Origin of the sequence: Paenibacillus marchantiophytorum, assembly GCF_014640555.1 — a bacterium.
Lineage (GTDB): Bacteria > Bacillota > Bacilli > Paenibacillales > NBRC-103111 > Paenibacillus_E > Paenibacillus_E marchantiophytorum.
Window position 1 is genome coordinate 107,785 of record NZ_BMHE01000001.1, and the last position, 21,301, is coordinate 129,085.

Annotated in this window: 18 protein-coding genes and 1 pseudogene; 6 read left to right on the forward strand and 13 right to left on the reverse strand. The window is 48.6% G+C overall.

Annotation, left to right across the window (positions count from 1 at the left end; genetic code table 11):
- The first annotated feature begins 120 nt into the window (after positions 1 to 120).
- Together IEY34_RS00550 and IEY34_RS00555 are read left to right on the forward strand one after the other, a co-directional pair.
- Positions 121 to 1,503, forward strand: coding sequence for a dipeptidase (locus IEY34_RS00550; RefSeq protein WP_189006117.1), 1,383 nt, complete (start codon positions 121 to 123; stop codon positions 1,501 to 1,503).
- A gap of 18 nt (positions 1,504 to 1,521) precedes the next feature.
- Positions 1,522 to 2,028, forward strand: coding sequence for a GNAT family N-acetyltransferase (locus IEY34_RS00555; protein WP_189006119.1), 507 nt, complete (start codon positions 1,522 to 1,524; stop codon positions 2,026 to 2,028).
- Positions 2,029 to 2,518: 490 nt separating this feature from the next.
- Here IEY34_RS00555 and IEY34_RS37225 read toward each other — a convergent pair whose 3' ends face one another.
- The 3 genes from IEY34_RS37225 to dapA all read right to left on the reverse strand — a co-directional run bounded on the left by IEY34_RS37225 (position 2,519) and on the right by dapA (position 4,119).
- Complete coding sequence (locus tag IEY34_RS37225) at positions 2,519 to 2,644, reverse strand: hypothetical protein (RefSeq protein ID WP_268240095.1); 126 nt, start codon at positions 2,642 to 2,644, stop codon at positions 2,519 to 2,521.
- Positions 2,645 to 2,828: 184 nt separating this feature from the next.
- On the reverse strand, positions 2,829 to 3,224 hold the full coding sequence (locus IEY34_RS00560) for a RidA family protein (RefSeq protein ID WP_189006121.1): 396 nt from the start codon (positions 3,222 to 3,224) through the stop codon (positions 2,829 to 2,831).
- A gap of 19 nt (positions 3,225 to 3,243) precedes the next feature.
- On the reverse strand, positions 3,244 to 4,119 hold the full coding sequence (gene dapA / locus IEY34_RS00565) for a 4-hydroxy-tetrahydrodipicolinate synthase (protein ID WP_189006123.1): 876 nt from the start codon (positions 4,117 to 4,119) through the stop codon (positions 3,244 to 3,246).
- 122 nt (positions 4,120 to 4,241) lie between these two features.
- Between dapA and IEY34_RS00570 the strand changes: the two genes are divergently transcribed.
- A complete protein-coding gene (locus IEY34_RS00570) occupies positions 4,242 to 5,117 on the forward strand; it encodes a LysR family transcriptional regulator (RefSeq protein WP_189006125.1) in 876 nt (291 codons plus the stop codon).
- 534 nt (positions 5,118 to 5,651) lie between these two features.
- Here the strand turns inward: IEY34_RS00570 and IEY34_RS00575 are convergent.
- The 9 genes and pseudogenes from IEY34_RS00575 to pyrR form a co-directional block, all read right to left on the reverse strand.
- On the reverse strand, positions 5,652 to 5,834 hold the full coding sequence (locus IEY34_RS00575) for a hypothetical protein (RefSeq protein WP_189006127.1): 183 nt from the start codon (positions 5,832 to 5,834) through the stop codon (positions 5,652 to 5,654).
- A 33-nt stretch (positions 5,835 to 5,867) separates the two neighbouring features.
- Positions 5,868 to 6,216, reverse strand: a pseudogene (locus IEY34_RS00580) (transposase zinc-binding domain-containing protein); the annotation flags it as partial.
- Positions 6,217 to 6,224: 8 nt separating this feature from the next.
- Entirely contained in the window at positions 6,225 to 6,866 is a 642-nt protein-coding gene (pyrE, locus tag IEY34_RS00585; RefSeq protein WP_189006132.1) for an orotate phosphoribosyltransferase, read from the reverse strand.
- Positions 6,867 to 6,921: 55 nt separating this feature from the next.
- Positions 6,922 to 7,611: an orotidine-5'-phosphate decarboxylase gene (pyrF, locus tag IEY34_RS00590; RefSeq protein ID WP_308422974.1), complete on the reverse strand. Its 690-nt coding sequence runs from the start codon at positions 7,609 to 7,611 to the stop codon at positions 6,922 to 6,924.
- Positions 7,612 to 7,665: 54 nt separating this feature from the next.
- Positions 7,666 to 10,875 (reverse strand): carbamoyl-phosphate synthase large subunit, encoded by a 3,210-nt coding sequence (carB, locus tag IEY34_RS00595; protein ID WP_189006135.1) that lies wholly within the window; start codon positions 10,873 to 10,875, stop codon positions 7,666 to 7,668.
- Positions 10,862 to 12,034 carry a glutamine-hydrolyzing carbamoyl-phosphate synthase small subunit gene (gene carA, locus IEY34_RS00600; protein ID WP_189006138.1) on the reverse strand — a complete coding sequence of 391 codons (1,173 nt, stop codon included), beginning with the start codon at positions 12,032 to 12,034 and terminating at the stop codon, positions 10,862 to 10,864. The genes carB and carA overlap by 14 nt, the downstream gene beginning before the upstream one ends.
- Positions 12,035 to 12,190: 156 nt before the next feature.
- Complete coding sequence (gene pyrC / locus IEY34_RS00605; protein WP_189006142.1) at positions 12,191 to 13,474, reverse strand: dihydroorotase; 1,284 nt, start codon at positions 13,472 to 13,474, stop codon at positions 12,191 to 12,193.
- Positions 13,475 to 13,494: 20 nt separating this feature from the next.
- Positions 13,495 to 14,391, reverse strand: a complete 897-nt coding sequence (locus tag IEY34_RS00610; protein ID WP_189007019.1) for an aspartate carbamoyltransferase catalytic subunit — start codon at positions 14,389 to 14,391, stop codon at positions 13,495 to 13,497.
- A gap of 5 nt (positions 14,392 to 14,396) precedes the next feature.
- Complete coding sequence (pyrR, locus tag IEY34_RS00615; RefSeq protein WP_189006146.1) at positions 14,397 to 14,951, reverse strand: bifunctional pyr operon transcriptional regulator/uracil phosphoribosyltransferase PyrR; 555 nt, start codon at positions 14,949 to 14,951, stop codon at positions 14,397 to 14,399.
- 421 nt (positions 14,952 to 15,372) lie between these two features.
- Here pyrR and IEY34_RS00620 point away from each other — a divergent pair, with 421 nt between their 5' ends.
- Positions 15,373 to 17,097, forward strand: a complete 1,725-nt coding sequence (locus IEY34_RS00620; protein WP_189006149.1) for an ABC transporter ATP-binding protein — start codon at positions 15,373 to 15,375, stop codon at positions 17,095 to 17,097.
- Entirely contained in the window at positions 17,094 to 18,977 is a 1,884-nt protein-coding gene (locus IEY34_RS00625; RefSeq protein ID WP_189006152.1) for an ABC transporter ATP-binding protein, read from the forward strand. Before IEY34_RS00620 ends, IEY34_RS00625 begins: the two co-directional genes overlap by 4 nt.
- Positions 18,978 to 20,128: 1,151 nt before the next feature.
- Here the strand turns inward: IEY34_RS00625 and IEY34_RS00630 are convergent.
- Positions 20,129 to 20,284 (reverse strand): hypothetical protein, encoded by a 156-nt coding sequence (locus tag IEY34_RS00630; RefSeq protein WP_189006155.1) that lies wholly within the window; start codon positions 20,282 to 20,284, stop codon positions 20,129 to 20,131.
- 301 nt (positions 20,285 to 20,585) lie between these two features.
- Between IEY34_RS00630 and dapD the strand changes: the two genes are divergently transcribed.
- Positions 20,586 to 21,296 carry a 2,3,4,5-tetrahydropyridine-2,6-dicarboxylate N-acetyltransferase gene (gene dapD / locus IEY34_RS00635; RefSeq protein ID WP_189006157.1) on the forward strand — a complete coding sequence of 237 codons (711 nt, stop codon included), beginning with the start codon at positions 20,586 to 20,588 and terminating at the stop codon, positions 21,294 to 21,296.
- Positions 21,297 to 21,301 lie beyond the last annotated feature (5 nt).

The following is a 21,301-nucleotide window of genomic DNA, read 5'->3' on the forward strand; positions in this document are numbered from 1 at the left end:
AAATCGATCCGCCTGCAAAATTGCCAAACAGACACATCTATTTGCAGGAATTTACCGCTATTTGGGGAAGTTAAAAGAATGAACCATTAACTAGTGCTTTCAAAGAAGGAGAAATCACACATGATTGAAACCATTAAAACTTATTTGGATGAGCAAAGAGATCAACACATAGAGGAATTAATGCAATTTCTGCGGATTCCAAGTATCAGTGCTGTTGCCGAACATCAACCCGACATGATTCGCTGCGCGGAATGGACGGCTCAATCGTTGAAGCAGGCAGGTTTGGAAAATATTGAAATCATGCCAACCGGCGGACATCCGGTAGTCTATGCGGACTGGCTGCATGCACCTGGCAAGCCTACTGTCCTCATTTATGGGCATTATGATGTGCAGCCCGCTGAACCTTTGGAACTTTGGCAGACACCGCCCTTTGAACCTGTCATCCGGGATGGCAAACTATTCGGCCGAGGCAGCACCGACGACAAAGGACAGTTGCTGCTTTATGTGAAAACCGTGGAAGCCTTTCTTAGGACACAGGGCAGTCTTCCCGTGAATGTGAAATTCTGCATCGAAGGCGAAGAAGAAATTGCCAGCAAACATTTGCCTGCATTTGTTGAGACATACAAAGAGAAATTGCAAGCAGACGCTATAACCCTATCGGATACACAGATGCATGGACCTGGCAAACCTGCGCTTATGTATGGTTTGCGCGGCCTAGCAGGCTTTGAAATTACGGTGGATGGCGCGAACAGCGATCTGCACTCCGGTTTATTTGGCGGCGCCGTCCAGAATCCGATTCATGCTCTATCCAAGCTTCTCAGTTCCTTTCATGATGAGCAAGGCCAAGTAGCGGTCCAGGGCTTCTATGATCGCGTGATCCAACTCTCTGACAAAGAACGTGAAGCTTTCAAACAAGTTCAGCCTGACGAGAACAAGATCCGTACCGATTTGCAAGTGGATGCGCTTTACGGTGAGCATGGGTTCTCTTTTTATGAGCAAACAACTTCCAGACCTACCTTGGAAATCACATCGGTAAGCGGCGGTTTTCAAGGGGAGGGGATTAAACCGATTATCCCGAACCGAGCTTCAGCCAAAATCGCCTGCCGCCTCGTCGCGGCGCAAGTGCCGGAAGAGATCATGGATGCGATTGAATCCCATATTCAGGCGCAGAAGCTGCCAGGTGTCACAGTAACCATGGACCGTCAGCTGCGCGGCAATCCGTTTATTACCCTCATAGATGAACCTGCTATGGTGGCGGCAGCAGAAGCTTATGAAGATACTTACGGCGTATGGCCTGTCTACACGCGCAGCGGCGGCTCCATCCCTATCGTGGAGGTGCTTGGACGAGTGCTGAAGGCTCCGGTCGTTCTTCTCGGGTTTGGCTTGCCCGGCGAAAATCTCCATGCACCGAATGAGCATTTCCATTTGATCAATTGGGGCAAAGGCACGGAGACGATAAGTCGTTTCTGGTTAAAACTAGCAGCACGAAGCGAGAAAGCTTGAAAGGAATGAATCAACAACATGAACACAGAACATTTGCAAATCCGCGACGCTCATCTGGAAGATCTGCCAGAAATCGTGCGCATCTATAATACGACAGTTGCTGGACGTATGGTTACAGCGGATACCGAACCTGTTACAACTGCAAGCCGTGAAGCTTGGTTTCATGAGCACTCAGACGACTTCCGTCCTTTGTGGGTCGTGGAAAAAGATCAAGCCATCTGCGGCTGGCTCAGCTTTCAATCCTTCTATGGCCGTCCAGCCTACAACGGAACCGCTGAAATCAGCATCTATGTAGATGAATCCTATCGCGGCTGCGGCATTGGACGATATCTAATGGAGAAAGCCATCGAAGATGGACCTTCATTGGGCCTAAAAACCTTGCTCGGTTTCATCTTCGGACATAACGATCCTAGCTTGAATCTCTTCCGCAAATTCGGCTTCGAGAAGTGGGCACATTTACCCGGTATTGCCGAATTGGATGGCATCGAACGCGATCTGCTTATTCTCGGCAAACGGATCGACTAAAGCCAACTTGCATAGGCCATTAAAGAAAGGCGGCCTTGCCTCCCTGAGAGATGAGCATCTTCATAGCGGTTTTCAACAACATAGCGGATCCTAGTTCCCTTTGGACTGTGCAATGACAGAGAGCGTCGTGAGAAAAGGAACTATGATCCTCTATATGGCGGGAACTGGGGTAAACCTAGCATGAAAGGGAACTGAGATCCGCTATTTAAGCGGAACCTGCTGATTCTGAGCAAGAAATGGAGGAATAGCGGACCGTAGTTCTCTCTGGCGTGGAATATGGCGGTTATTCTGAATTATAGTGTACTGTAGTTCCCTCAAGCTCGCTATCCTGGCACACTTTGCTATAAACGCGGAGTGACGTTTCCTTATCACTGCGCGATAGCAAAGCTAGTGGATCTCATTCTGCCAAATCGCTTGATTATACCTCCAAACCAGCAGCAATTCGAATACATAAGCGCGTTCACAGCTACCTTGTTCTCATCTCATCTCGTTACATCTCATTACTTCTCTTCTCTTCTCTTCTCTTCTCTTCTCTTCTCTTCTCTTCTCTTCTCTTCTCTTCTCTTCTCTTCTCTTCTCTTCTCTTCTCTTCTCTTCTCTTCTCATCGCACCGCATCGAACCACTCCATCGAGATGGGGTGGCTTACAACCCAAGCCTGACAACTGGGGTCAATCTTCAACATTTAAATTGGTTTAGCTTCACTCCCCCAACCCAAAAACTTATGCTTTTTTCTAAAAAAAAGCGCACTCCGCTTCCTTACGACTAGTACGCTAGTCCAAGAGCGAAATGCGCTTTTTCTTTATTCATTTACGCGAACAACAACCGCTTCAACCTCTATCTCAATCATCAAAAGCGGGTCGATTAAAGCCTTCACTTCAACCATTGTTGCTACTGGCTGCACAGTTCCAAAAAACTCGCCATGTGCGCGTCCGAACGCTTCCCACTGAGAGATATCTGTCACATACATGCGCGTTCGAATAACATCCGACAGGCTGGCGCCCAGCTCCTGCAAAGCTTGCTCAATGGTCGTAAGCACGAATCTCGCCTGCTCGTAAGCATTTCCTACACCCACTACCTCCCCATTTTGCATGGCGGTAGTACCAGCAACTTCAATCCGGTCTCCTACCCGAATTGCTCGACAATAACCAACGAGCGGCTCCCAAGGTGATCCTGTGAATACGCGGGTTCGACTCATGATGTATGCACTCCTTTTGCTATATATACGCTGTTAATCGTTCTTGCAAACCTTCTGTAACCGACAAAAGCGGCAAACGCAGTGCCCCTGAAGCAATAACCCCTTGCTGTTCCAGCAGCCATTTGAGTGGCGCAGGATTCGGCTCTGTGAACAGCAGCCTTATCAGCGGAAGGAGCCCTTCATACAGCGACTTGCTCTCCTCCATATTCCCAGCCAGGAAATGCCGGTAAAAGGCCACAAAGCGTTCTGTTTCTACATTGGCAGATGCGCTCATCACGCCTTTGGCTCCTGCTCGGAGTGCGTCAAACAACAAGGTATCTTCCCCGCAGAGAACAGGCTTGGACCCCAGACGTGTCAACTCGGAGACCAGCTGCGTATTCGGCGTACTGTCTTTCATACCAATAACACCGTCGATATCCAAGATCGCACGCACCGTGTCGAGTTCAAGGGTCACACCCGTGCGATGTGGAACTTCATATAAAATAATCGGTACCCCAACGCTGGCTGCTTGGCGAAAATGAGCAATAATGCCTTGTTGGCTCGGTTTATTATAATAAGGAACAACCACCAAAGCTGCATCTGCGCCTAAGTTTCCGGCTGCCTCAGTTTTCTTAACCGTCGATCGCGTATCATTCGTTCCTGATCCAATCACAAGGGAAGCTTGTGAGTTCGCCGCTTCTTTCGCAGCTTGCGCTGTCGCAAATAAAATTCCCAGTTCTTCCTGCGTAATCGTAGGCGATTCTCCCGTAGTCCCATTAACAACAAGCCCATGAATGTCATCTTGAAACAACTGATAAGCCTGATTATAAAAAGAAGCCGCATCCACTTCAAAGTCTTCATCAAAGGGTGTAACGATTGGCACATAAACACCTTGCAATTCCTGAGCTTTTAACATTCGACGCATCTCCCTGTCTCTATTTGATGTACATTCACTTTAGCATGGAACTTACTATCACAGTTAGCTATAATAAATGATAGGACTCATCAAAATTTTTGATAAAGAATCGAGGGCCTCTCATGGATTTAACGTATTTTCGCACATTTCGGGAGGTTGCCCGGAGAAAAAGCTTCACCAAAGCCGCGGAAGAATTAGGTTATGCACAATCGAGTATTACGATGCAAATTCAGAAGTTGGAAAGAGAATATGGTGTCCCCCTCTTTGAACGATATGGACGTCAATTGCGTTTGACAGCACCTGGCGAAAGCTTGCTGAAATTGGTCGTTCAGATGCTTGACCTCTACGATCAATCCAAAGAAATGATAGCCAGTCAAGTAAGTGGAACACTCACCATCGGCACGATTAATTCCCTTGCTGCCTACTACTTACCGCCCTATTTGCATCGAATGAAGCAGCTCTACCCTGCCCTGAATATCCACCTTTTTCCGGATAGCGAGTCCTCTTTGATAACCAAAGTGAAAGATGGCGACTATGATATTGGTCTTATGCTTGACCGATTTCCCGCTGACAGTTTCCTTAACTGCACTCCCGTTCGCGAAGAACCCTTAGTCTTGGTGGCTCCGCCTAACCATTCACTTACTCAACAAACTAAGGTTGAACTCGCAGACCTTCACCAAGCCGAATTTATCGTGACGGAGGATGGCTGCATCTATCGCGGCATGTTTGAGAAACTGTTAAAAGATCACGACATCCCGCTGCATATCGGATTCGAGCTTGGCAATCTGGAAACAATCAAACATTGCGTTATGAATGGATTAGGTATTGCCTTGCTGCCGCAAATCACGGTTCAAAGTGAAGTAGAAGTTGGCAAACTAGCCCAGCTGCCTTTCTCGCATGCTGATCTTCATATGGATCTCCAACTGCTGCTTCACCCCAAAAAGTGGATGTCGCAGCCGCTCCAATCGTTCATCCATTTGTTGACAGATCAAATCTAAATCATAGGAAAAGCGGCTTTGCCGCCCTAAGAGATGAGCGTCTTCATAACGGTTTTCAACAATATTGCGGATCGTAGTTCCCTCTGAGCTTTACAATGACAGAGTGCGTCGTGTGAAAAGGAACTATGATCCTCTATATGGCGGGAACTAGGGTAAACGTAGCCAGAAAGGGAACTGAGAGCCGCTATTTAAGCGGAACCTGCCGATTCCAACTGGGAACTGGTGAAATAGCGGATCGTAGTTCCCTCTGGCGCGGAAAATGGCGGTTTTCGGAATTATAGCGCACTGTAGTTCCCTCTGGATCCCTATCATGACACATTTTCCTACAATCGAGGCTTGACTGTTCCCTTATCTCCGCGCGATAGCTAAGCTAGTGGATTTCATTCTGCCAATTAGCTTGTTTGTACCTCCAAACCAGCAGCAATTCGAACAATTAAGTGCGTTCACAGCTGCCTTGTTCTCATCTCATAGCATCGCAACTCATTACAGCTATTCTCATCTCATAGCATCGCATCGCATCATCGCATCAACGCATTACAGCTCTTCTCTTCTCTTCTCTTCTCTTCTCTTCTCTTCTCTTCTCTTCTCTTCTCTTCTCTTCTCTTCTCTTCTCTTCTCTTCTCTTCTCTTCACATCGCTCCGCACCGCATCGAACCCCTCCATCGTGATGGGGTGACCTACAACCCAAGCCTGGAGACTGGAGTCCATCTCCAACATTTATATTCTGGGCAAGCTTCACTCACCCCAACCTAACAACATGTCTCTTAGACCTTCGTCAATTGTCAATATGACATGTCGATGGTTGACTAGACATAGGTCCTCAGACAAGACACGGGCTCCACTCTTCCGTTTCTCCGCATCAACACGCCGTGCAGAAACGTCCCTTGCACCGATAGGGCGCCACCTTAAGATCGTGGCACCCTTCACATGCGAGCAGCTTAAACCCTTTTTTCGGATCTCCACAATCTCGAAATTTCCGGATTTCTTTCAGCACTATGGGACGTATCTTTTTGCCATGCTTGCTTTTAAAGGTATCCCAGTACCGATTCTCATCAAAAAAAAGAAGCTCCCCTTTTCGCAAAGGTGGAGCTTCTTTCATTATTATCGTTACACGCCAAAGGCAGCAGGATTAGCTCTCCATGAACGAAGCAAATCCATATCGGAAGCTTGAATCTTGCCCTTCTCTAACGCGACTTCTAGCAGCGCAGAATAGTTGGAAAGGGTGTGCAGCGGCATCCCTGCAGCTTCAAAAGCTTCTGTTGCTTTATCCAGCTGATAGGAGAAAATCGCCAGTACGCCAAGTGCTGCAGCTCCAGCCTCTTTCACGGCGATCGCAGCTTTCAAAGAGCTGCCTCCCGTCGAGATCAAGTCTTCAATGACGATCACTTTCTGACCTGGCTTGACGGAACCTTCAATCAGGTTCTCTTTGCCGTGCCCTTTGGCTTTGTCGCGAATGTAGATCATTGGCAGACCTAGCTTTTGCGCAACCCATGCAGCATGAGGGATACCAGCGGTAGCTGTACCTGCCACAACTTCAGCATCAGGGAACTTCTCTTGAATCAGGCTGACAAAGCCGTCAGCGATCGCTTCGCGAATCGCTGGATGTGACATCGTCAGACGATTGTCACAATAAATCGGCGATTTCAGACCCGATGTCCATGTAAATGGCTGCTGTGGTCGAAGCGCAACCGCCTCGATCTCTAGTAATGACGCAGCGATATGCTGCGCAATGGTTTCGAGTTGACTCATGATACTTCCACCGTTCCCTTCCATTGTAAGGCTCAAACCCGCCTGTCTACTCGTCTTATACGATTGAATCAATAATGGCTTCGATCGCAGCTCGCGGATCGGCTGCGCCAGTGATCGGCCTGCCGATCACGACGTAGTCCGTCTTCTGCGCCAACGCTTCAGCCGGCGTCATAATGCGTGACTGGTCGCCCACGTCAGCTCCCGCAGGGCGAATGCCCGGCGTCACCGTGACGAACCCGTCGCCGCACGCCGACTTAATCGCCGTCACCTCAAGCGGTGACGCGACAACGCCTTGCAGCCCTGCAGCATGCGCCAAGCGGGCATAGCGAATGACGGCCTGCTCGGTCGTACCGGCTAGGCCAATCTCGTCATTCAGCACCGACTGGCTCGTGCTGGTCAACTGCGACACGCCGATCACGATTGGGCGTGTACTGCCGCTTGCAAGCCCCTTGTCGACACCTTCCAAGGCGGCTTCCATCATCTGCTTGCCTCCGGCTGCATGCACATTGAACACATCAACCCCGAGGCGCGTCACACTCTCCGCGCCACCTTTGACCGTGTTCGGAATATCATGCATCTTCACGTCAAGGAAAACCTTGTAACCGCGCGTTTTGAGACTCGCTACGAAGCTGGGGCCTGCCGCATAGAACAGCTGCATGCCTACCTTCACGAAGCAGGGGATGCCTTCGAGCTGCTTAAGCAGCCCTTCAGCACTCTCCGCGTTCGCATAATCCAAAGCAACCATAATACGTCCAGCAATCTCAGTGCGTGTTAATACGGACACATTCTTCACTCTCCCTTAAGCATGAATGGGCATTGCACGTGAGGAGAAGTTAATCGCTTCAAGCATATTCACAAGCGCTCTGACTGTATCCAGTGAAGTCATGCACACGACACCATTCTCAACGGCTTCACGACGGATGCGGAAACCATCACGCTCAGGCTCTTTCCCTTTGGTCAGCGTGTTTACAACAAACTGTGCTTCGCCGCCGCGGATCAGATCCAGAATGTTCGGTGAACCTTCGCTCAGCTTATGAACGGTCGTTACAGGAAGTCCAGCCTCCTGAATCGCAGTAGCCGTACCGCCAGTTGCAATGATTTTATAGCCAAGACGGTAGAAGCCTTTCAAAATTTCGATCGCTTCATCCTTATCTTTGTCAGCAACCGTTACAACGACGGAGCCAGCAGCAGGAATTTTCATGCCTGCACCGATTAGACCTTTGTACAGAGCTTTTGCAAAGTTAATATCGCGTCCCATAACCTCGCCCGTTGATTTCATCTCAGGTCCGAGAGTTGTGTCTACACGGCGCAGCTTCGCAAAGGAGAATACCGGCACTTTGACAGAAACGTATTTATCTTCTGGCCATAGTCCACTTTGGTATCCCATATCCGTCAGTTTTTGCCCCATAATTACGCGTGTCGCCACATTCGCCATTGGAATGTTCGTTACTTTACTTAAAAACGGTACCGTTCTGGAAGAACGCGGGTTAACCTCGATAACATATACTTGATCGTTGTGAATAACGAACTGGATGTTTACTAGACCAACCACGTTCAATTCCAGACCGATTTTCGTCGTAATGTCAATGATTTGTTGCTTGATCTCGTCGGAGAGCGATTGTGGTGGATATACGGCGATCGAGTCACCGGAGTGAACCCCTGCGCGCTCAACATGTTCCATAATACCTGGGATCAGAACCGTTTCTCTATCACAGATCGCGTCAACTTCAACTTCTTTGCCAAGCATATAACGGTCAATCAGAACCGGATGCTCAGGGTTGATTTTAACCGCATATTCCATGTAGCTAAGCAATTCATCATCGGAGTAGACGATTTCCATCGCGCGACCACCCAAGACATAGGAAGGACGAACGATAACCGGATATCCGAATTTCGCAGCAGTGCCAACCGCTTGGTCAACGGATGTCACCGTGCCGCCTGGAGGTTGCGCGATCGAAAGCTTGCTAAGCAAAGCTTCGAACTTCTTGCGGTCTTCGGCCGTATCGATACTTTCCAGGTCCGAGCCAAGAATGCGCACGCCTGCATTGTGCAAAGGCGCTGCCAAATTGATCGCTGTTTGTCCGCCGAACTGAACGATAACTCCGATTGGATTCTCACGCTCGATGACGTTCATAACATCCTCGAAGAATAGCGGCTCGAAGTACAAGCGGTCTGATGTATTGAAATCCGTCGACACCGTTTCTGGATTGTTATTGATGATAACCGCTTCATAACCTGCTGCTTGAATCGCCCATACCGCATGAACGGTGGAGTAATCGAACTCGATCCCTTGACCGATACGAATTGGACCTGAACCAAGGACCACGACTTTCTCTTTGGTCGTTTCGGTAACTTCGTCTTCTTGCTCATACGTAGAATAGTAGTAAGGCGTAGAAGCTTCGAATTCCGCTGCGCAAGTATCAACCATTTTGTACACAGGCTTGATGTTTTGTTTCAGACGGTGTGTTCTGATTTCAGCTTCTTTGGTGAATGTCGAGCATCCAGCTAAGGTGCGAATCTCGGCAATAGCACGATCTGTGAAGCCTTTGCGCTTCGTTTCGAAAAGCAGCTCATTCGTCAGTTCACTTGCCGCGATTTCTTTCTCGTATTTGATCAGACCAGCGAGCTTGTTCAAGAACCACCAGTCAATGTTCGTCAAATTCTGCAATTGATCCACGGTGTAGCCTCTACGGTAAGCTTCTGCCAATAAGAACAAGCGCTCATCGTCCGGTTTTTGCAAGCGGAATTCCAATGTTTCTGTATCTAGTAAATCCGTTTCTTTCAGGAACAAGCGATGAACCCCAATTTCCAGGGAACGGACCGCTTTATGAATGGACTCTTCGAATGTACGGCCGATCGCCATAACCTCGCCAGTCGCCTTCATTTGTGTACCCAATTTACGGTTTGCCGCGGTGAATTTATCAAACGGCCAACGAGGGATTTTGGAAACGATATAATCCAGAGCTGGCTCGAAACAAGCATAGGTTTGACCTGTAACTGGATTGACAAGCTCATCGAGCGTGTAGCCAATCGCAATTTTCGCTGCCATTTTGGCGATCGGGTAACCAGTCGCTTTGGAAGCAAGCGCTGATGAGCGGCTTACACGCGGGTTAACTTCGATGACATAATATTGGAAGCTATGTGGATCTAGGGCGTACTGTACGTTACATCCGCCTTCAATGTTCAAGGCGCGAATGATTTTGAGCGATGCGGAACGCAGCATCTGATATTCACGATCCGACAACGTTTGGCTTGGCGCTACTACGATACTATCTCCGGTATGTACACCTACTGGATCGAAATTCTCCATGTTACACACAACGATACAGTTATCGTTCGCATCACGCATCACCTCGTACTCGACTTCTTTCATACCTGCAATACTGCGCTCAACCAGACATTGACCGATCGGGCTGTAACGAATTCCGGAAGCTACGATTTCCGTCAGCTCTTCCATCGTATTGCAAATACCGCCGCCAGTTCCGCCTAATGTGTACGCTGGACGAATGATGATCGGGAAGCCGATTTCGTTAGCAAAATCAACCGCTTGAGCAACTGTCGTTACGATAACACTATCCGGTACCGGCTGTTCCAATTCTCTCATTAAATCTCTGAAAAGATCGCGATCCTCTGCTTTCTCAATCGCTGTCAGCTGAGTTCCCAGAAGCTTAACGTTCTCGCTTTCGAGCACACCTGCACGGGCAAGTTCAACCGCCATGTTCAAGCCTGTTTGACCTCCGAGTGTTGGAAGCAAACCGTCTGGACGCTCTTGACGAATAATTTGAGTAACGAATTCTAATGTAATTGGCTCGATATATACTTTATCCGCCATGTTCGTATCTGTCATGATCGTAGCCGGGTTGCTGTTGATCAGGATAACTTCCATGCCTTCTTCTTTTAGCGCCTGGCAAGCTTGTGTTCCCGCGTAGTCGAACTCCGCTGCTTGACCGATAACGATTGGACCGGAACCGATAACGAGAATCTTTTTGAGTGTATTATTTTTTGGCATAGTGCAGTTCCTCCTTCACAGATGTCGATGCCGTGGAAGCTTTCCACTGAGCAAGCATTTGCGCTTGGCGCGGCTGCTGTGGGTTATCAAGCTTATGCTGACGGATCAGCGAGATGAAATCATCAAACAAATAACTGGAGTCGAATGGCCCCGGCGCTGCCTCTGGGTGATATTGAACCGAGAACGCAGGATATTTCTTGTGTTTCAGGCCTTCGATCGTACGGTCATTATTGTTAATGTGCGTTACTTCAAGGTCCGTTCCGTTTACGGAATCTTCCTTGACCGTATAGCCATGATTTTGCGATGTAATGTAGCAGCGACCGGAAGCCAAATCTTTTACTGGATGGTTGCCGCCGCGGTGACCGAATTTCAATTTATCTGTGTCCGCGCCGCAAGCAAGTGCAAACAGTTGGTGACCAAGGCAAATTCCGAACAAAGGAATATCGCCGAGCAAGCCTTTGATCATTTCAACCGCGTGCGGAACATCTTTCGGGTCCCCAGGGCCGTTGGACAGCAAGACACCGTCTGGCGCAAGGCGGCGAATTTGTTCTGCCGTTGCATCTTGTGGCACAACGACAACGTCGCAGTCGCGTTTGCTCAGATCTCGGATGATCCCGCTTTTGGCACCGTAATCAACGAGCACGATGCGCTCTTTGTGTCCAGGTGCACCGTATACACTTTTGGTGGATACACGAGAAACTTGGTCTGTCATCAGGGAAGTGCCGCGCAAGATCTCAGTCAATTCCGCAACGGATTTATTGGATGTTGTCAATAAGCTTTTCATAACGCCGTGATGACGAATTTTACGAGTCAACATACGGGTATCGATGCCGCTGATACCTACGATGCCGTATTCTTTGAGCAGGCTGCCCAGTGTGTACTGCGCTCTCCAATTGCTTGGAATCTCTTCGTGCTCACGCACGACGAAACCATGAATGAAAGGACGCACGGATTCAAAATCATCCCGAATCACACCGTAGTTCCCCACCAATGGATACGTCATCGTCACGATTTGACCGCAGTAGGAAGGATCGGAAAGCACCTCCTGATAACCTGTAATCCCTGTATTGAATACAACCTCGCCGACGGATTCACCTTCACTACCGAACGATTTTCCTGTAAAAAGAGTGCCGTCTTCCAGCAACAATCTTGCCTGCATGTTCTTTCAACTCCTTCGCTATTGTCAAACGATTCTCACGAACCGCAGATGTCATGCCTACAACTTCCTAAGAAATGCATAGACTTGCATAAAAAATGATCATTCTGTATAAATATACACGATTTTACGTGTCGCGTACAGCGTGTTATGCGGATTCTAGGACCACACAATTTTCCCTGAAGCGATCGTGACAACCGGCCAGCCTTGCAGCTTCCAACCGATGAATGGTGTATTTTTGCTGCGTGAAACAATTTCTTCCTTTAGAACTTCGCGCTCTGTTTCCAAGTCTACGATCGTGATATCCGCTATACTGCCCACATTCAGCGTTCCGTATGGAAGTCCGAATACATCAGCCGGCTTTTGCGTCATTCGATCCACAAGGAAGCCAAGCGTCCATTGTTCAGTGAGAACGAATTTGGTATACAGCAGCGAGAAAGCTGTTTCGAAGCCTAGGATACCGAATGGTGCCAGCATCATGCCTTTCGCTTTCTCTTCTTCCGTGTGCGGCGCGTGGTCCGTCACGATGATATCGATCGTCCCGTCTTCCAAACCTTCAATGACAGCCTGCACATCGCGCGGCGTGCGCAGCGGCGGGTTCATCTTCCAGTTGGCGTCCAGCCCTGGAATGTCTTCATCAGACAGCACGAGGTGATGCGGACATACCTCTGCGGTCACTTTGATGCCGAACTGCTTCGCATGACGGATCAAGCGAACGGATTGCTCCGTGCTGACGTGGCACACGTGGTAGTGAACGCCAGTCGCTTCGGACAGCAGGATATCGCGGCCAACATGAATCGCCTCTGATTCGTTCGGGATCCCTTTCAGGCCGTGCTTCTTCGCGAACGAGCCTTCACTTACCGGCGCTCCTACAACCAGCGTATCATCTTCACAGTGAGCGATGATCGGCATCTCCATGGATGCGGCAAGCGCCATAGCGTCCTTCATCATTTGCGCGCTTTGTACGCCTACGCCATCATCGGTGTAACCGATAACTCCGGCTTCTTTCAGCGCAGCGAAATCCGTTAACTCGCGACCTAATTGATTTTTGGTAATTGTTCCGTAGGGAAGTACCCGAATTACGCCTTCTGTTGCAGCTTTGTCCAATATGTAATTCACCGTATCGACCGTATCGATAACGGGTCTTGTGTTTGGCATGCATGCAATCGTCGTGAAACCGCCGCGAGCCGCGGAGCGCGTACCTGTAGCAATATTTTCTTTATGTTCAAATCCCGGTTCCCGCAAGTGAACATGCATATCAATGAAGCCAGGTGTTACGAGCTTGCCTGCTGCATCGATAACTTCATGACCATCTGTTTGCGGAGCTGAGCTTTCCGAAGCGTCCAGAACTTGTGCGATCTTGTCATTTTCGATAAAAATGTGTTTCTTTGCTTGTGCGTTATTCGCATCAACCGTAAGTCCGTTTAAGATCCAAATACCCATTGTGCTGAAGTCCCCCTGTTTTATGATAAAGCTCGTTCAATGACCGCCATACGAATCGGCACACCATGAGCAATTTGTGTGAAAATTTTGGATTTCTCGTGTTCAACCAGTTCGTCATCCAACTCGACGTTGCGATTCACCGGAGCGGGATGCATGATGATCGCATGCGGCGCCATTCGGCTGGCACGTTCTGCCGTCAAGCCATACTGCTCGCGGTATTCTTCGGCCGAGCGAATTATCCCTTTGTCGTGGCGTTCCAGCTGCACACGCAGCATCATGACAACATCAGCCTTGAGCGCTTCTTCAAAAGTGATATATGGAGCGAACTTAGCGAGTTCCGGAGCTTGCATGCTGTCAGGCGCGCAGAACTGAACTTTGGCGCCCAGCGCGATAAGTCCCCACAGGTTGGAGCGTGCCACTCGGCTATGCAAAATGTCACCGACGATAGAGACCGTCAGACCCTTGAAGCTGCCGAATTGCTTGCGCATCGTGTAGAAGTCCAGAAGCGCTTGTGTTGGATGCTCATTATTGCCGTCGCCCGCATTGATCAGCGGAATTTTAATTTTCTCGGCCAATTCCTGCAGCACGCCGTTTGGCTTCAAGCGAATGACGCCGGCATCGATCCCCATGGACTCCAGCGTGCGAACCGTGTCGTAGATGGATTCACCTTTTTGCACGCTTGATTCCGCTGATGAGAAGTTCAGCACATCAGCTCCTAATCGCTTTTGGGCCAGTTCGAAAGAGAAGCGCGTTCTTGTGCTATTTTCAAAAAATAAGTTGGAAACGAATTTGCCTTGGAACTGATTCGATACCTTCGGGGAAGATTGTTCCCAGTAAGCTGCCCGATCCAAAATACTTGTTATTTCCCCCGCCGTGACACCTTTCAATCCTAAAAAATGCTTCGTTTGTGTAGTCATTATACTCACTCCTGTTTCCCCCTCTGCCCATGTATGATGACACCATCTTTATCATCGATTTCCGTTAACAGCACTTCGATGCTTTCACTTTTGGAGGTAGGTACGTTCTTGCCAACATAATCTGGGCGAATAGGCAGTTCGCGATGTCCTCTGTCTACCAAGACTGCCAGTTGAATCATTTGCGGTCTGCCCAAATCTATCAAGGCATCCATCGCTGCTCTTACGGTCCTCCCAGTGAAGAGGACATCATCGAAGAGGATGATTTTACGGTCCTGGATTTGGAGCTTGCCGCCTTCCCGCGCGTCCTCCACCGATTTCACCTTCACACGATCATCGCGGTAAGAAGTGACATCGATCTCGCCCACCGGAATCGGAACACCTTCAATTTCCATAATCCGCTCTGCCACTCGCTTGGCCAAATAAATGCCGCGGGTCCGAATCCCAATCAAGGTACAATCTTCTACCCCTTTATTCTTTTCAAGTATCTCGTGTGCAATCCGCGTCAGCGCTCTTCGAATTCCCATTTCATCAATAAGGGTATGTTCGGCTGCTTCGTTCATCTCTTCGCCTCCTGATCGTTTTGCTTCAGCAAAACGGATAACGCAAGATTAGGCTTTGTTCTCCATCGGAAAGCTTGTTTCGCAAGATCTGCACCGTTTTCCACCGGAAAACCAAAAAACTCCTTGCCCAATTCATGGCAAGGAGTTACGAGTGCATAAAGATACAGAGCGGGGCATGAGGATGCGCACATCCAATGCTTGTTAACACAGCGTACGCGACGCTGCATTCCCGTCTTTTCTTATCGTTTTACCTTGCCAGCCTCTCTGGACTGTTTTTAAAGGTACCTATGTAATTAATAGAATTATGCCATTTTCGACATGATAAGTCAAGATCCTTTATCAAACTCTCTTTGAGCAGGCGCTTGCGCATGTGTTATAATTTACATATTAATTGGAGTTCAATCCGGCCAAGGAGGAAACTATGTTCAAATTGTTTCGACTTTTGAAACCGTACAAATTTTTAGTTGCAGCTGTTATTATCTTAATGCTTTTGCAGTCTCTGGCACAGCTGTATCTGCCTACGCTTCTATCCGACATCGTCGATATCGGGGTAGTCAAAGGAGACATTGGCTATATTATCCGCTACGGGGCATATATGCTGCTCGTTGCCATGGGAGCTATGGTGTGTGTCATTATCGCCAGTTACTTGCTCGCTAAGACAGCGACTGGGTTCGGCAGAGATTTGCGCCGCACGCTTTTCACCCATGTGGAGAGTTTCTCCTTGCATGAATTCGACAAACTCGGAACCTCCTCCCTCATTACACGAACCACGAATGATATCGCGCAGGTGCAGCAAGTCATCGTCATGATGCGCATGTTTATCGGAGCGCCTACCATGCTGATTGGCGGGGTGATTATGGCAACCTACAAAGATTCACATCTGGCTATTGTCTTAATCTCAGTCATTCCGATTCTTGTATTGGCTATTATCGTGATCATGCGCAAAGGACTTCCTTTGTTTAAACTGCTGCAGGTCAAAATTGACGGCATTAATCTCGTGCTGCGGGAAAACTTAACTGGAATCCGCGTCATACGCGCCTTTAATCGTGGAGAGCATGAGAAACGCAAATTCGAGAAAGCGAATCATGACTACACGGTTACAGCCGTGAAAGTCAACACCTTGATGGCAACCATGATGCCCATTATGATGCTGGTATTCAATCTTGGCATCGTAGTCATCCTTTGGTATGGCGGTATTCGAATTGACGGCAATCAAATGCAAATTGGCGATCTTATGGCTTTCATTCAATATGCCATGCAAATCATGTTCTCCATGTTTATGATGACGATGATTTTCATGATGATCCCCCGTGCTTCGGCCTCAGCAGTGCGAATCAATGAAGTTCTAGCTCTCGAATCGAACATACATAATAGTCATGAAGCGAAAGAATTAAACACGAACCAAGCTGCCATTGAATTTCAGCACGTAACCTTCAGTTACCCTGGTGCTGAGCAGGCCGCCATCCACGACATTTCTTTTCGCGCAGAGTCCGGTGAAGTCACTGCGATCATTGGAGGCACAGGATCCGGCAAAACGACGCTCATCAACCTGCTGCTGCGCTTCTATGATGTAGATTCCGGCAATATCGCTGTGGCTGGCAGTTCTTTGCCTAAACTAAAAATCGAAAATTTAAGACAGCAGATCGGCTATGTTCCGCAAAAAGCGGCGCTTTTCTCAGGCACGATTGCCGATAACATTCGTTTCGGGCGTGAAAACGCAACAGACGAAGAAATTCATCAGGCCGCAACTACCGCGCAAGCGGCAGATTTTATCGCGGAAATGAAAGATGGTTTCCAAGCGGTGCTTGCCCAAGGCGGAACGAACTTGTCAGGCGGTCAGAAGCAGCGTCTCGCGATTGCCCGCGCGCTGGCCCGCAAGCCGCACATCTATGTGTTCGATGACAGCTTCTCTGCGCTTGATTTCAAAACGGACGCCAAGCTCCGTGCTGCGCTCAAAACCGAAACTGCGGAAGCGACGAAGATTATCGTCGCTCAACGGGTGAGTACGATCATGGATGCGAACCGCATCATCGTCCTGGATGAAGGCAGAATTGCCGGCATCGGAACGCATGCTGAATTGATGAAAACCTGTGCAATTTATCAAGAAATTGTCGCTTCACAGCTGTCAGAGGAGGAAATCGCATGAGTGATAAACCAAAAGATCAACCCTCTTCCCCTCCGGCAGCCAATCCTGCTCATTTCGGTCGTGGCGGGATGGGTGCGATGGGCCGGCCTGTGCAGAAGGCCAAAGATTTCAAAGGAACACTACGGCGGCTTGCCAGCTTTATGAAGCCCTTTCGGCTGCCGATTGGCCTAGTAGTTATCGCTTCCGTGCTCAGCACGATGTTCAGCATTATTAGTCCTAAACTGATGGGCAACGCAACAACTACGCTCTATGAAGGCTCCATGGCCAAGTTAAAAGGGGTCGCCGGAGCTCATATCGACTTCGATGCGATCCTTCGCATCGTGCTCATTCTCGCAGCGCTCTATGTGTTAAGCGCAGTTCTCACCTATATTCAGCAGTGGATTATGGTCGGCGTGACCCAGAAAATTGTCTTTAATCTGCGTGAAGCGATCAGCGACAAGCTGTCTCGGGTACCGCTCTCCTTCTTTGACGCACACAGCCACGGGGACACGATGAGTCGTGCCACCAATGATGTGGATACCATCAGTTCAACGATGCAGCAAAGCTTAACGCAATTGATTACGTCAATCGTAACTTTGCTTGGGATCATCATTATGATGTTAACCATAAGCCCCCTGCTGACGTTAGCTACAATTATTACGTTGCCTTTGAGCATTATGGGAACGAAGATGATCGCCTCTCGCTCACAAAAGTATTTCAAAGGGCAGCAACAAACGCTAGGCCAACTCAACGGTCATGTAGAAGAAATGTACACCGGACATACCATTGTCAAAGCTTTTGGCCGTGAGAAGAAATCGGTGGAACAATTCAATGAAATCAACGACCGCCTGTATCATTCGGGCTGGAAAGCGCAGTTCATCTCCGGGATGATTTTTCCCTTGATGTCATTTATCGGAAATATCGGCTATGTGCTGGTCAGTGTAATCGGTGGCATCATGGTGACCAATGGCGCCATTAAAATCGGTGATATCTTAGCTTTCATCCAGTATTCCGGCCAATTCGGGATGCCGATTACCCAAGTCGCCAATATTGCCAATGTGATTCAATCTACGATTGCCGCGGCAGAACGTATTTTCGAATTATTGGATGAGCCTGAGGAAGTTGCAGAAAACAATCATGTCCAAACGGTTTCAAATGTTCGCGGACATGTCCAGTTCGACCAGGTTGCCTTTTCTTACAAAGCGGATACACCGCTCATCGAAAATATGAATATCAACGTTGAGCCTGGTCAAACTGTCGCGATTGTCGGACCAACCGGAGCAGGCAAGACGACCATCGTCAATCTGCTTATGCGCTTCTATGAATTGAATAGTGGCACTATTTCCATTGACGGGATCAATTCACGTGAGATGTCTCGCAGCCATTTACGCGGACTTTTCGGCATGGTACTCCAGGACACCTGGTTATTCAACGGTACGATACGTGAAAATATTGCATACGGGCGCGATGGCGCGACCGAAGAGGACATTGTTCAAGCAGCTCGCGCCGCTTATGCTGATCATTTCATCCGTACCTTGCCGGACGGCTACAGCACGATCCTTAATGAGGAAGCGTCCAATCTATCGCATGGTCAAAAACAATTGCTCACCATCGCCCGCGCGATTCTCGCCGATCCAACCATTCTGATTCTCGACGAAGCGACCAGCAGCGTGGATACCAGAACGGAAGTGTCCATCCAAAGAGCGATGAACAATCTTATGGCCAATCGCACCAGTTTCGTAATTGCTCACCGCCTCTCCACCATCCGCGATGCCGATATCATCCTTGTAATGAATCAAGGGACCGTCATCGAACAAGGAACACACGAAGAGTTGTTGGAGCAACAAGGCTTCTATGCCGACCTCTATAAAAGCCAATTCGCACAAAAAGCTATTTCTTAAGAAAAGGGCTGTCAGGGTTATCCTGACGGTCCTTTTTTATTAGATTAGTGATGGACTTGCACACTAGAATTTATATGTTTTGGGGGTGGGCGTAGTTTGCTGAGAATGTGGTGCAGTGTTGTTGAGTGGCTCCCTCTCCAAATTTGCTCGGTAGGTTCCCAACTGTGATAGTGTGGTTCGCGATACGCTGAGAATAGGGTAGCTGAAGGGTTGCCTGTTTGTTCCTTATCTTAGGATAGATGCAGTACCTAGCCAACGGCTAGGCTTTAGCGCCTTACGTCGCTGTAACGCTGTTTTTCAGCGTTATCAACGCGAGGTTGCCTCTCTCTCTGGCGCGATCTCCTGCTATTAAGACTGTTTTTCAGTCTTAACGCTAGGCTTTGGCGCCACTCCGCTGCTGTAACGCTGTTTTTCAGCGTTATCAATGCAGGTTTGCCTCTCTCTGGAGCAATTTCCTGATGTTAAGACTGTTTTTCAGTCTTAACGCTAAGCTTTGGCGCCACTCCGCTGCTGTAACGCTGTTTTTCAGCGTTATCAACGTGGGTTTGCCTCTCTCTGGAGCAATTCCCTGCTGTTAAGACTGTTTTTCAGTCTTAACACTAGGCTTTGGCGTCCCTACGCTGCTGTAACGCTGTTTTTCAGCGTTATCTCTGTGGTTTGCCTCTCTCTGGCACAATTCCCTGCTGTTAAGACTGTTTTTCAGTCTTAACGCTAGGCTTTGGCGCCACTCCGCTGCTGTAACGCTGTTTTTCAGCGTTATCAATGCAGGTTTGCCTCTCTCTGGAGCAATTTCCTGCTGTTAAGACTGTTTTTCAGTCTTAACGCTAAGCTTTGGCGCCACTCCGCTGCTGTAACGCTGTTTTTCAGCGTTATCAACGTGGGTTTGACTCTCTCTGGAGCAATTCCCTGCTGTTAAGACTGTTTTTCAGTCTTAACACTAGGCTTTGGCGTCCCTACGCTGCTGTAACGCTGTTTTTCAGCGTTATCAATGCAGGTTCGCCTCTCTCTGGAGCAATTTCCTGATGTTAAGACTGTTTTTCAGTCTTAACGCTAAGCTTTGGCGCCACTCCGCTGCTGTAACGCTGTTTTTCAGCGTTATCAATGCGCTCTTACCGTCGTTCTTATCATGCTCCTTGAGGCTTGCTCCTGTCTTACTCTTGTCTTGCTCTTATCATGCTCTTGTCATGCTCTTGTCTTACTCCTGTCTTGCTCTTGTCTTGCTCTTGTCTTACTCTTGTATTGCTCTCGTCATGCTCCTGTCTTACTCTTTTCTTGCTCTTGTCATGCTCTTGTCTTGCTCTCGTCATGCTCTTGTCTTACTCCTGTCTTGCTCTTATCATGCTCTCGCAACGCTCTTGGCACACTCTTGTCTTTCTATTGGCACGCTCTTGTCATGCTCTTATCATGCTCTCGTCGTACTCTCGCAGCGCACTTGCCCAGCACATGCGCACTCTTACCGAGCATTCACCACTCTCGAGCGCACTCGCTCAATGCGCTAATTCGACGCTTCGCGCAATCTTTTTCAGCTTTTCTATGAAACGCATTGGCTCAAACGCGCCCTATCTGATAATATAGGAGAGTCAATCTAAATTTTAAGGAGATGTCACCATGAGCGAAATGAATACGCTAGAAATTATCCAATTTATTAAAGAAAGCAAGAAAAAAACTCCGGTGAAAGTATATGTAAAAGGAAACCTTGAAGGCATTAGCTTCGGAGAAAGCAGCCAATCCTTCCTTTCCGGCAACAGTGGTGTGGTTTTCGGTGAATGGAGCGAAATTCAGCCGATCCTGGAAGCTAACAAAGCGCAAATCGAGGATTTCGTTGTAGAATCAGATCGTCGCAACTCCGCTATCCCAATGTTGGATCTCAAGCACATCAATGCACGTATTGAGCCAGGTGCGGTTATTCGCGATAAAGTACATATCGGAGACAACGCGATCATCATGATGGGCGCGCTTATTAATATCGGTGCATCCGTAGGCGACGGCACGATGATCGACATGAACGCTGTTCTTGGCGGCAGAGCGCAAGTCGGCAAAATGTGTCACATTGGCGCAGGCGCAGTCGTTGCAGGTGTTATTGAACCTCCATCCGCACAACCTTGTGTGATTGAAGATGATGTGCTTGTTGGTGCAAATGCCGTTATTTTGGAAGGTGTACGCATTGGTAAAGGCTCTGTTGTTGCTGCGGGCGCTGTCGTTACGCAAGACGTAGAAGAGTACACCGTTGTTGCCGGAGCACCAGCACGCGTCATCAAGAAAGTAGATGACAAAACGAAATCCAAAACCGAGATTTTACAAGATCTGCGCACCCTGTAAGTGAT